Here is a 12,664-nt window from a genome sequence, read left to right on the forward strand (position 1 = left end):
AATGACCAAGGAAATCGTGATCCAAAGTAAAGGTTTGGGTAAGCAGTTTAATGACTATTGGGCGGTTTCAGACCTAGACCTTACCGTAAAACAGGGCGAAATTTACGGTTTTCTGGGGCCAAATGGCTGTGGAAAATCAACCACTATCCGGATGTTGACTGGACTGTTAACGCCAACCACAGGTCATGTCAGTATTATGGGAAAGGATGTACAGGCACATGGTGAAAGCTTGCGTAATCGACTAGGCTACATGACACAAAAATTCTCCCTATACGAGTCGCTAAGTGTGCTGGAGAATCTCGAGTTTGTGGCGAAAATTTATGGTTTATCACGCAATGATGTTAAGCGTAGAGTGGCTGAGCTGCTACAGGAATACCAATTAGAAGATAAAAAATCGGTGCAGTCCGGTGCATTGAGTGGTGGACAAAAACAACGCCTCGCGCTTGCCGCCGCTGTTATTCATAAACCAGAGTTGCTCTTTTTAGATGAGCCGACGTCAGCGGTTGACCCGGAAAATCGTCGTGCATTTTGGGAGCAGTTATTTAGTTTAAGTGCGCAGGGCACGACCATTTTAGTGTCTACCCATTATATGGACGAGGCAGAGCGTTGTCACCGGCTTGCTATCTTAGAGCAAGGTGTAAAGCGTGCGGATGATAGTCCCATCGCGCTGATGGAACAGTTAAAGGTTTCGGTGTGCGAAGTTGTGGGTGACGACGTCGCGGCATTAAAAACACGTTTAGCTTCATTACCGAGTGTGATTTCCGTCTCCCAAATAGGTGCTCGCCTTAGGGTGTTGATAAACAAAAAAGAATCACAACCTTTGGCATTATTGCGAGCTGAATCTGGAGGTGGTTACGAAGTGGATTTCACTCGCGCTAACCTCGAGGATGTGTTTGTAACGAGCACAGGGAGGGGCTATGCTGAGCTTGCGTAGGTTAAATGCCATCGTCAGTAAAGAGTTTATGCAGCTGGCACGCGACCGTATTACCTTTGCGATGATTGTGATGTTGCCATTGGCGCAGCTGTTGCTATTTGGTTATGCAATTAATACTGATGTAAGACATGTTTCCGCAGGTATTGTTGATTTTAGTCAGACTTATCAATCCAGACAGTTGATCCAAACCGCAGCCAACACTCAAGTTGTTGACTTTATCGGCTATTACGATTCAATTGCGGCAGCTGAGCAGGCCATTACCAGAGGAAAGGTGAATACCGTGTTGGTTATTCCTGCTGATTTTGTGCGTCGACAGCTCAATCGTGATTATCAACTAAGTGGCTATAAAGTGGGTAATAGTACAGCGCAACATAGCGTTGCGCAGTGGTTGATTGACGGCTCCGATCCGTTATTAAGTGGTGCCGTGGCAGGGCTCAGTAAGTTGCCAACTAGCATCAAAAGGTTACCTATGCCTGCACTGCCAGATCCAGCTTTTGCGCTGCAAAATTACTTTAACCCTGAGAAACGTTCGTCAGTTAATATTATTCCTGGATTGATTGCTATTATATTAACGATGACGATGATCCTATTTACCTCCTCAGCGCTGGTTAGAGAGCGTGAGCAGGGTAATATGGAATTTCTTATCACGACACCGGTTCGACCAACCGAACTGATGTTAGGTAAAATTCTACCCTATATTCTTGTTGGCTTTATTCAAATGGCGATAATACTATTTTTAGGACATTGGCTATTTGATGTACCGCTCAATTTTGATATGCCAAGTCTACTTATCGTGACGTTGTTGTTTATCACCGCGAGCCTTACCTTGGGACTGCTGATCTCCACTAAAGCCAAAAACCAATTGCAAGCAATGCAAATGACGGTCTTTGTGTTACTGCCTGCAATATTGCTATCTGGGTTTATGTTCCCATTTGCCGCGATGCCAAAGGCGGCGCAATACCTTGCAGAGATCTTACCTGCCACACATTACGTGCGGTCGATTCGAGCTGTGGTACTTCGAGGCGCGCACTTTAGCGATTTGTATTTTGATTTACTCTGTTTGGTCGCCTTTAGTGTGATTGGCTTTATGATTGCGACGATGCGTTTTAAAAAGCGATTAGATTAGTTGTGTAAATATTGAATCGCAAAGGATGGGTATTAGTCTTTATTATGTTTACGCTTTTTAGTGGGTAAGCAAATGATACCTTCGGCGCGTTGGGCAATTTAATTCTGGTGTTATGGCTTGCGATACTCAACATTTCGGTGCATTTGGTGTAGATTAAAGCTGGTGATTTGTTGGCGCGAGTGTCGAATGACCCAAATTATAATAAATGGTTGAATCGGTTTTACGGCGGCTGTTTGTATCTGGTCGCGGCTTGGTTAATTTTCGATAATGAAATTTGGCGCGAAGGTTTGATCTGAGCAAAAATAAAGGCAGGCTTCTAAATAGAAGCCTGCCTTTATTTGTATACAAGTAATAGGGTGATTACATCACTCGCATGCCAGGCTGTGAGCCCTCGTCTGGATTTAAGATGTAAATTTCTTTACCACCTGGGCCTGCAGCCAATACCATGCCTTCTGACATACCAAAACGCATCTTGCGAGGTTTTAGGTTTGCAACCATTACTGTTAACTTGCCGATAAGATCTTCAGGTGAATAAGCAGACTTAATGCCTGCAAACACTTGGCGCGTTTCACCACCTAAATCAAGCGTAAGTTTAAGCAGTTTATCTGCACCTTCAACATGCTCTGCGTTGGCAATTTTTGCGACACGTAGATCAACTTTGGCAAAATCATCGAATTCGATTTCCGCAGCGATTGGCTCCTTGGCAAGCGGGCTATTCGGATCTGCTGCTACAGATTGACCACCCACTTTCTTTTCAAGACTTTCTTTCGAAGACTCGATCATCGCATTCACTTTATCAAGTTCAACACGCTGCATTAGTGCCTTAAACTTATTGATTTCATGATTAACAAGGGCGTTGTCAACGCTTTCCCAAGTAAGCTCGGTATTTAAGAAAGCTTCAACATTTTTCGCCATACCTGGAAGGATTGGCTTTAAATAAGTCAGTAATACGCGGAATAGGTTAAGACCCATAGAGCACACTTGATGTGCACGCTCAAGCGTCTCTTCATTCTTTGCAAGCACCCAAGGCGCTTCGGCATCAATAAACTGGTTTGCTTTGTCAGCAAGGGTCATGATCTCACGCACTGCGCGGCTGTATTCGCGGTTTTCAAAATGTGTCGCGATTGAATCCTTTGCAGCAACAAAGCTAGTTAGTAGCGCTTCGTCCATGACAGAGCCGCTTAGCTTGCCGTCAAATTTCTTAGTAATAAAGCCTGCGCAGCGACTCGCGATGTTTACCACTTTACCTACTAAATCTGAGTTTACGCGTGCTGCAAAATCTTCTAGGTTGAGGTCTAAATCCGTAACGCCGCTGTTTAGTTTAGCTGCGTAGTAATAACGTAAATATTCAGGATCTAAATGCTCAAGATAGGTACGAGCCTTTACAAAAGTGCCTTTTGACTTAGACATCTTAGCGCCATTCACGGTGACAAAGCCGTGAGCGAATACGTTATTTGGTTTACGGAAGTTAGCGCCATCTAGCATTGCAGGCCAAAACAGGCTGTGGAAGTAGATGATGTCTTTACCGATAAAGTGGTAAAGCTCGGCGTCGGAGCTTTCACCCCAAAACTCGTCAAAGTTTAGGCCTTGTTTCTCGCAAAGGTTTTTGAAGCTTGCCATGTAACCGATTGGTGCATCCAACCAAACATAGAAATACTTGCCAGGCGCGCCTGGGATTTCAAAACCAAAATAGGGGGCGTCGCGGCTGATATCCCACTGCTGTAAGCCGTCTGCAAACCATTCGTCTAACTTGTTCGCCATTTCAGATTGCAGACTACCTGAGCGTAGCCATGTTTTTAGCATGTCTTCGAATGCCGGTAAGTCAAAGAAGTAATGCTCTGAATCTTTCAAGATGGGTGTCGCACCAGACATCACTGATTTTGGCTCAATCAATTCTGTTGGGCTGTAGGTTGCACCACAAGCATCACAGCTGTCGCCATTTTGATCTTCAGACTTACAAGTCGGGCAAGTGCCAGTAACAAATCGATCTGGTAGGAAAATGCCTTTCTCTGGATCAAATAACTGTGAAATCGTGCGCTTTTTGATATGGCCTTTTTCGTCTAAACGAGTGTAGATTAGCTCGCTTAGTTCACGGTTTTCGTCACTGTGTGTGCTGTGATAGTTATCAAACTCGATATTGAAGTCTGCAAAGTCACGCTGACGCTCAATACCCACCTGCTTAACCATTTCTTCAGGCGTGATACCTTGCTTTTGTGCATTTAGCATGATTGGCGTGCCGTGCGCATCGTCTGCACATACATAATAGGCTTCATGGCCTTGTAACTTTTGGAAGCGAGCCCAAATATCGGTTTGAATATATTCCAGCAAGTGACCTAAGTGTGTGGGGCCATTTGCGTATGGTAATGCACTGGTAATGAGAATTTTTCTCTTCGTCATAACGATTCCATGAATTTAGCGCGATCTTTCTAAGTGATGGTGTTGAATTGGTTGATTATTCACTGAGTTAACACTTGAATGGATAAGTGTGCTTAGTGACTCACCTTCGTTCAGACCATGAACCGCGAATTGACTGGTTTTAATGAGTTGAATGTTACATAATTCCGTGGCTATTTTCATCACCCAGAGGAGTTTAATTTGTATGTTTGGACTGGAAAAATGGTTTGCCAAGGGAAAAAACACCAAACAGGCAATCATTGAGCTTTTAAATGGCTATCGTAGTGCTGCATTACCAGTGGGCATTGATGCAAATTGGGTGATCAAAACACAAGAATCAAAGGCGCAAATTCAAGTACAAATTAATTTTCCATTTGCCATCCAATGCGACCAAGATGTTGCTAATTATCTACAGCAACACTTAGGCAAGGCCGTTGAGGTGATATCGAAAGTCGTCGTTGTCGGCAGACCAAAATTTAAAGCTATTAAACATATTATTCTTGTTGCCTCAGGTAAGGGCGGGGTGGGTAAGTCTACCACTGCGATTAATTTGGCGTATGCGCTACGTGCTCAAGGCGCGAAAGTCGGTGTGCTAGATGCTGATATTTATGGCCCTTCGCTACCTAGTTTACTGGCTCTTGAGGATGAAAAGCCTCAGGCGAAAGATGATAAAACCCTACTACCAATTGAAAAGTCGGGCATTAAAGCCATGTCTATCGGCTTTTTGGTCCCAGCAGAGGACGCCACTGTTTGGCGAGGACCAATGGCTTCTCAAGCACTCACTCAATTGTTAAATGAAACGGATTGGGGCGAGCTGGATTATCTGATTGTTGATATGCCGCCAGGCACAGGAGATATCCAACTTACTATGACGCAAAAAGTGCCTGCCAGTGGTGCGGTGATTGTCACTACACCGCAGACCTTGGCGCTAGCAGATGCACAGAAGGGCATCGCGATGTTTGAAAAAGTGCAGCTCCCCATTTTAGGTTTGGTCGAAAATATGAGTTACTTCAATTGTGAGCAATGCGGTAGCCGCAACCACATTTTTGGTCACTCTGGTGGCACCACGCTGGCGAGTCGCTATGGTGTGCCTCTGCTCGCGGAAGTACCGCTTGACGACCAAATCAGAGCAGCATCGGAGCAGGGCGAAGATATCATTGCCACAGTCCGTGAGCCTAATTCAGAAAGTAAGGCTGACAATCATGGTATAGCAGATCACTATGTTGACTGTGCCCAACTGGTTGCCAGTATGTTATATTACCAATCAGACTCAACATCGGGTGTTGAGATTGTGATGACGGAAGATTAAGAATGAGATTATCGGATACCCATATTCGAGAGGCGATTGAACAACAACGCATAATCATCGAACCTACACCTAAGCCAGATATGATTTCGGGCGTTACTGTGGATTTAAGACTGGGTAACAAGTTTAGAGTGTTTCAGGACCATGCCGCGCCTTACGTTGATCTCAGTGGTCCTAAAGATCAGATCAATGCCGCGATGGAATCCATCATGAGTGACGAAATCGTGCTAGAAGATGGGCAAGCATTTTTCTTGCACCCTGGTGAGCTTGCGTTGGCAATGACGTATGAAAAGGTAACGCTACCTGCCGATCTTGTTGGGTGGTTAGATGGCCGGTCGTCGCTGGCAAGGCTAGGTTTAATGGTTCACGTTACCGCGCATCGTATTGACCCCGGTTGGTCTGGAAACATCGTATTAGAGTTTTATAACTCAGGGAAGTTGCCTTTGGCACTTAGGCCAAACATGAAAATAGGTGCAATGAGTTTTGAAACGATGACAAGTGCTGCGCAATTCCCTTATAACGAGCGTAAAGACGCCAAATATAAGGATCAAAATAGTGCGGTTGCTTCGCGTATTAGTGACGACAGTTAATTGAATAGGTAGGCGAGAGGATTTGTGTAGCAAATCTGACGCTGACCTTGGGAATAACAACGACTAGAAAACAAGTTGTTATTCCGAGTTTAGACAAGACCCTCAGCTTATCTAAACGGCATGCCATCTTTACATTTTTGATTTCCCATCAAATAGCCATAACGATTTAAATTCAATAATATTTTTGCATTTGCTTTGATCCAAACCATACTTATCGTAATGCGTTTTTTATGTTGTCGGCGAAAGCGTCATGCAAATGACTGCAGTAGACAAAGTGAAATAGGTATTATACCAATTGAATTAAGTCTCTAATCAATTTGAAAGGTGAAATAGCATATTAGCTTCGTTAAAAATTTCTCATTTAGAACAACTAAATAGCAAAATTTTTGCCTTGCTACTAAAACTATTTTCCCGCTTCAAAGTAGATCATTGACTTAATACCACTGGTATTAGTGCGCGAATGACGTTGCTTCCTGATTTGCAAAGGGAAGCTCATAGCCAATGTATTCGAGTTGGTGTTTTTCTTGAACGTTAACGCTTGGTTTTTTGCATAACGAATAGGCTGATAAATCACCGTCAAAGTGACTCAAGGAGAATGGGTATGTGGCTTAGCGCTGCTAGGTATGCCACACTGATGTTTACAATAATTGTGTGTTGCATCTTTGCAATGTTGGCTACTGCTGAAACGCAGCTGGCCGCAGAAACTATAGAAGCAAGACCTTTAATTTCAGTAGGCTATGGTGACTTTTCTGAGGCCCAGTTTAGTGTATCGCAAGAAACGGTAATTATTCCAAAGGGCGTTGCGGTTTGGCTTCGAATCACAAGCCTCGTTCGCGATGATCTGTCAGACCAAGTGCTAACAGTTGCACGTCCATCCATGGGTAGTGTTGAGTTTTTTACCACGGACCCTATTGGAAAACTAACTCAAATCCCCGAAAGTAACAATCATACATCGTTATCCCATTTTTCGCCCCATTTGGTGATTGATGCTAATAGCTATATTGAGCCGATCATTGTAAAGGTTCAATCACCCTATGTTTCCTTGTCTAGAGTGAGTATTGAACCTTATGAAGTTTATATAGAAGATACTAATGCTCATCTATTTTTAACCGGGTTGTTTCTAGGGGTAATGTTTTTATTGAGTATTTTTATGCTCAGTACCGGTATTATTTCGAAACGCCCAAGTCTGCTTTCGGTTGGTGGCTATTTGCTGTCATTAGCCTGCCTTTACGTCACCCATAAAGGACTCGCTGATATCTTTTTCAGCTACCAAAATAGCATTCATTTTTTACATTACAGTGGCAGCTTTGTGTGTTTTGCACTCGGCTTCAGCCTTTTGTTTTTTCATCATTTCCTTACTAAAAATAGGCTTGATAGAAAGATTAAGCTAACCATCAAGACGACCGCATATATCTACTTACTAAGCGGTGTCGTTGTGGCGTTTGCGAAAGTGGATTTACCGTTTGCACTTCAGTCAATTATGGTTATTGGTGCAATTGTATTAAGTACGATGATTTTGGTAAGCCAAGATAAAGACAGTCGTAAAGAAGTCTATTTTTGCTGCGCAATTTGGTCTCCTATGGTAGCGGTACTAATTGGCTTTGCTGGGAGTCAATTAATCCAGCCAAGTGAACAAATATCAATCGTAAACCATGTGTTGATCAGCCTACATTTAATGCTCTTACTACTGTTTGTGGTTTGGCATGATGCGGAAAAGCGGCGTATGTATATTCATTATGCTGAGTTTGATAAAGAGACTGCACTGCCCAATAAATTCGCCCTGTTTGGTTCGCTCGCTAAGCTTGAGGAGCAAAATAAAGCGCATACATTGTTGCTTTTTAAACCACTGATCCTGCCATCAATAAGACTGAGTTTTGGCTTAACCTTTGCAAATCAGCACATCAATAAGTTATTCAAAGAGGTCTCTGAGCAGATCAATACTTACGGTAGCGCTGCCGTTGCAAATAAAGGAAACACACCTATTTATCGCCTAGAAGACCAAGTGTTTGCCATCGTACTTGATGGTAAAATTGAAGTCAGTCAAGTTGAGCAATATGTATGTATTTTATCTGCTGTATTCGAAGAAGGGGTTGGCTATAAAGACACGCAGATTGTAGATAGTTTAGAGGTTGGGGTAGCGAATTATCCAATGCATGCCAAATCCACTGAGAAGCTTATCCAGCGCGCTCTGCAGGCTCTTAATACTAAGTCACACAATGGCCAACGTTGGCATCTATTTGACGTTGAAAGCTCTATTTCGACTGAGCGACAATTAAAGCTCACCTCGTTTCTTAAAAGTGCGATAGAACATGAACAGTTCAGTTTATTCTTTCAGCCGCAGGTAGATCTCAGTACTGGCAGGGTATTCGGCTCTGAAGTACTACTGCGCTGGCTTCACCCTGAGCTTGGTTACATACCACCTGACGAATTTATTCCGATTGCGGAGTCTTCAGGGCAAATTTACGAGATCACCGAGTGGGTGATTGAGCATGCGCTTCATTATCAAGCCGAGATAACTAAGTTATTGCCTGAGCACGTTATTTCAATCAACGTATCTGGTCGTGACTTGAGTAGAAGAGAGTTGTCGGTACAGCTTATTACGCTTGTCAATGAATTATCACTCGCACCTTCTCAAATAATGATAGAGATCACGGAATCGGTAACAATAGGAAAAGAAGCTGAGCTTAAAGGGGTGTTAGATGATTATCGTTCAATCGGCGTAAAAGTAGCGATAGACGATTTTGGTACTGGATATTCGTCCCTTGCATATTTGAGTAAACTTGGATTTGATGAACTTAAAATTGATAAAAGTTTTGTGATGGATATTGAGACATCTAAGAGCAATCAAACAATATGTAAAGCGACGTGTGATATGGCGCACAGTTTAGGCTCAAGGGTGGTGGCAGAAGGGGTTGAGGATATCAATAGTTACATTCGTTTGCAGGCCTATGGCTGCGACTTTGCGCAAGGCTATTTTATTTCACGTCCGTTGCCGTTCACGGAATTTAAGAGTTGGCTAAGTAAAGTCACCTATGCTGGTGATATAAAATCTTTCCTAGTTCGCTGAAGTAGTGAAAAATGGGCTCAGCGCATCGTTTTCTATGTTCATGTTCTGGGTAAATCCCCAGTTTTTCTTGTTCTGAACCCTTAATTCCCGCGGCCAAAAATGAATTTGATATATCGCTGTGGTAGGCAATAATGGCCTCGAACATCCGAGCTGTTAGTTCCTCGGGTAGTGCGTAATAAATCTGTTTGTTCGCGCTATCAGCAATCTTGGCGGTATGAAAATACCGATTTGGTTTTTGATGTTGTTCATCTAAAAAGGTATGCGCAAAAAACGTTGCTAAAGCATTGTTCAATGGGTGTAACACGGTTTCGGTAGAAAGTAACCAAGCTGATGATGCAAAAGGCTTTTTTGGCTGTGTTATTAAATGCTGGCAAATATAGTGATCAAATGCATGCCACCATTCGTGGGCAAGTGCGCCACCACCGGCATTTTTTGCTAAGGCGAGTGTGCTCGTATTTGCTGCGTAATGCGCTTGAACACCTTGTTGACCGCCTGTACCAAAAGCAAAGTTAAGTGTTCCCCGAAGGCCAATGACCTGTGGCGGTACTTGTAGTATTTGGGCTAGATCTGCGAGGGCATCATAAATGAAATTGGCGGATAAACGGGTTTCTTCGGGCGTAACCCAATGACCAATGGTCATGGTTTTAAAGCCAAAGGTCTGTTTGATTTCACTGAAATCAACTTGATCGCCGAATCGATAATCGGGTCCTCGGCGAGCGTATCCGCGCTGTAGTCTCGAGCCTGGCATTTTCTTCCTTTAATACCGAGCTTTAACATCTTCAGGCATTCGCTTCATCTGCTCTTTCACCATGCCTGCTTGAAGTTTGTAGAGATCCGCAGTTTCGCATTGATCTACAATCTCGAGAAATTGAGCTGCCGCTTCAAGTGTTGATAAACTGTATTCATGTTTAGATTTACGAATAGTATATTCACTTTCATTTATCGAATCGAACTGAAAACTGGGCAACTGGCTTAGCCACGGATTGAGGTTGTAAAGCTTAGTCGCTTTCTTCCAAGTCCCGTCCAATAAGATGATGGCATCAAGCTTTTGAGCGTGATTGTGTTCTGTAGTTAAGGTCTTAGCGTGGCTGTTTGGGTAGAGCAGTGCAACATGGTTTTCGTTGCAGAAGTTAATCAACTCTTCAAAGTCAGTGGTATTTTCTCCAACATACAGCGCAAAACTGCCTAACTGCAAGGCGAGGAGCTTTGCGGTATTTTTGGCGACTTTTACTTCGCTCGGATGCTGCATGATAATAACTTGAGTCGCATTTGGTATTACGTTACCAATATAGGAGCATACGCAAGTTTTTGTGGGAAACTGACAGACTGGACAGGTATTACGTTTCATGTTTGATGAGGTGTTTCTTAATATAAGTCATATTTTATCATATCTTGCCCGCATTTACTTTGCACAAGAAACCAGATTTGGCTAGCATAAGTAATAGAATATTAAATTTAAGGAAAGTTATGAGCATCGTAATAGATGAAGGTGCCCTAGAGAACATGCAAATGTTACTGGGCGAGCAATTCGAAGATACGGTTCATTTTTGTTGTTCTGAATTCGAGCGGTTAGAATCGGAGTTGATGCTGAATTTGAATCAGGATCAAGAAGCTGCCATTCGTCATGCTCACAGTTTGAAATCTAACGCTGCTCAGTTTGGGGCCGCTAGTTTGAGCGATTTAGCAAAGACGATAGAGCATGCCCTTATTCAAGGGGAGCAGGATATTGTTGATGACTCTATTGAAGAGCTTGCAGCACAAGTTGCAGGTTCAAAAGCGAAACTGCAGCAGTGGCTGAGTGCTCAATCTTAAATCCAGCATAAGCCAATGAGCGGAAATGAGGTCGTTTATACGGCCTTTTTTATTTAAAATTGCGCTTATTTATCCCACTCTAATCACTTCATTTTGTAAGTTGCTTTTTTGAAGCATAAAAAGTTATCACAAGCATAGAATTTTGACGGCATTGTGATATATGCTTGAGCAAAATGAGGGGGTTATAGATGCTACAAATAACAAAAAGTAATAAGCTCAACGGGGTGAGTTACGATATTCGTGGTCCAGTATTGGATCAAGCGAGAAAAATGGAAGACGAGGGCATGAAAGTCCTCAAATTAAATATTGGCAATCCGGCGGCATTTGGCTTTGATATGCCAGAAGATATGCACCGAGACATCATAAAAAACCTATATTCTGCACAGGGGTATTGCGACTCAAAAGGATTGTATTCTGCCCGAGTTGCCGTGTATCAATATTATCAGCAAAAAAGTTTTCCTAATATTAGTGTCGATAACATCTTCATTGGCAATGGCGTTAGTGAATTGATCCAAATGACCGCGCAAGCCTTGCTCAATGATGGTGACGAAGTGTTGATCCCCGCACCGGATTATCCGTTATGGACTGCTGCCGTTAAATTATCTGGCGGTAACCCAGTGCATTATCTCTGTGATGAAGAGCAAGACTGGTTTCCAGATATCGAAGATATCAAGCGTAAAATCACGAGTCGTACAAAGGCATTGGTGCTGATCAACCCAAATAATCCGACCGGTGCTGTATATGACAAAGCATTGCTTGAGGCATTAATCGACGTTGCCAGAGAACACAAGCTATTAATACTGAGTGATGAGATCTACGAAAAGATTTTATATGATGATGCAGAGCATTTTTCAATTGCGAGTCTTTGTGATGATATTCCTGTTATCACTTTTAACGGTTTAGCAAAAACTTATCGTGCGGCAGGGATCCGCATGGGCTGGATGGTGATCAGTGGTAAGCATTCAGTGATGCGGGATTTGATCACAGGCTTAGAAATGCTCGCGTCTATGCGATTATGCGCCAATGTTCCTGCACAGTTTGCCATTCAACAAGCGCTCGGAGGCATACAATCCATCGACCAACTCATTGAACCGGGTGGGCGTTTGTATGAGCAGCGTGATATTGCGTTTAAAGGCTTAAACGAAATCGAAGGGATAAGCTGTGTAAAGCCAAAGGGCGCGCTTTATGCGTTTCCTAAAGTGGACGTGAAGCGGTTTAATATTAAGAATGATGAGCGCATGGTGCTGGACTTGCTCAAAGAAGAAAAAATTCTACTTGTCCACGGACGCGCTTTTAACTGGCCTAGTGCGGATCATTTTAGATTAGTGTTTTTACCACATAAAGATGATTTACAGCCTGCAATGGATAGAGTAAAGCGCTTTTTTGCGCATTACAGTCAGTAACATCTGTATTAAAAAATAAAAAAGCTCGGAAA

10 protein-coding genes are annotated in these 12,664 nt (G+C 43.0%); 7 read left to right on the forward strand and 3 right to left on the reverse strand.

Translation table 11 applies throughout. The annotated features are described in order from the left end of the window. Position 1: 1 nt before the first annotated feature. Positions 2 to 934 carry an ABC transporter ATP-binding protein gene (locus tag A587_RS0117610; RefSeq protein WP_017218648.1) on the forward strand — a complete coding sequence of 311 codons (933 nt, stop codon included), beginning with the start codon at positions 2 to 4 and terminating at the stop codon, positions 932 to 934. Next, a complete protein-coding gene (locus A587_RS0117615) occupies positions 918 to 2,060 on the forward strand; it encodes an ABC transporter permease (protein WP_017218649.1) in 1,143 nt (380 codons plus the stop codon). Before A587_RS0117610 ends, A587_RS0117615 begins: the two co-directional genes overlap by 17 nt. Positions 2,061 to 2,420: 360 nt before the next feature. On the opposite strand, the gene metG is transcribed toward A587_RS0117615, so the two are convergent. Beyond that, positions 2,421 to 4,457 (reverse strand): methionine--tRNA ligase, encoded by a 2,037-nt coding sequence (gene metG / locus A587_RS0117620; protein WP_017218650.1) that lies wholly within the window; start codon positions 4,455 to 4,457, stop codon positions 2,421 to 2,423. 202 nt (positions 4,458 to 4,659) lie between these two features. Between metG and apbC the strand changes: the two genes are divergently transcribed. The 3 genes from apbC (at position 4,660) to A587_RS0117635 (ending at position 9,417) form a co-directional block, all read left to right on the forward strand. Continuing rightward, positions 4,660 to 5,763 carry an iron-sulfur cluster carrier protein ApbC gene (gene apbC, locus A587_RS0117625; protein ID WP_017218651.1) on the forward strand — a complete coding sequence of 368 codons (1,104 nt, stop codon included), beginning with the start codon at positions 4,660 to 4,662 and terminating at the stop codon, positions 5,761 to 5,763. Positions 5,764 to 5,765: 2 nt separating this feature from the next. Next, positions 5,766 to 6,350, forward strand: a complete 585-nt coding sequence (gene dcd, locus A587_RS0117630; RefSeq protein ID WP_010371648.1) for a dCTP deaminase — start codon at positions 5,766 to 5,768, stop codon at positions 6,348 to 6,350. A gap of 601 nt (positions 6,351 to 6,951) precedes the next feature. Further along, positions 6,952 to 9,417 (forward strand): bifunctional diguanylate cyclase/phosphodiesterase, encoded by a 2,466-nt coding sequence (locus A587_RS0117635; protein ID WP_017218652.1) that lies wholly within the window; start codon positions 6,952 to 6,954, stop codon positions 9,415 to 9,417. On the opposite strand, the gene A587_RS0117640 is transcribed toward A587_RS0117635, so the two are convergent. Then, the gene (locus tag A587_RS0117640) at positions 9,377 to 10,165 is read right to left on the reverse strand and encodes a CLCA_X family protein (protein WP_017218653.1); all 789 of its coding nucleotides are present in this window, start codon (positions 10,163 to 10,165) and stop codon (positions 9,377 to 9,379) included. The genes A587_RS0117635 and A587_RS0117640 overlap by 41 nt on opposite strands. A 9-nt stretch (positions 10,166 to 10,174) precedes the next feature. Further along, a complete protein-coding gene (locus tag A587_RS0117645) occupies positions 10,175 to 10,765 on the reverse strand; it encodes a tRNA-uridine aminocarboxypropyltransferase (RefSeq protein WP_026001041.1) in 591 nt (196 codons plus the stop codon). Positions 10,766 to 10,884: 119 nt separating this feature from the next. Here A587_RS0117645 and A587_RS0117655 point away from each other — a divergent pair, with 119 nt between their 5' ends. Together A587_RS0117655 and A587_RS0117660 are read left to right on the forward strand one after the other, a co-directional pair. Then, positions 10,885 to 11,229 carry an Hpt domain-containing protein gene (locus A587_RS0117655; protein ID WP_017218655.1) on the forward strand — a complete coding sequence of 115 codons (345 nt, stop codon included), beginning with the start codon at positions 10,885 to 10,887 and terminating at the stop codon, positions 11,227 to 11,229. A 188-nt stretch (positions 11,230 to 11,417) separates the two neighbouring features. Then, the gene (locus A587_RS0117660; RefSeq protein ID WP_017218656.1) at positions 11,418 to 12,632 is read left to right on the forward strand and encodes a pyridoxal phosphate-dependent aminotransferase; all 1,215 of its coding nucleotides are present in this window, start codon (positions 11,418 to 11,420) and stop codon (positions 12,630 to 12,632) included. Positions 12,633 to 12,664: the final 32 nt, after the last annotated feature.

Origin of the sequence: Pseudoalteromonas sp. NJ631, assembly GCF_000276645.1 — a bacterium.
In the GTDB taxonomy this organism is placed as follows: domain Bacteria; phylum Pseudomonadota; class Gammaproteobacteria; order Enterobacterales; family Alteromonadaceae; genus Pseudoalteromonas; species Pseudoalteromonas piscicida.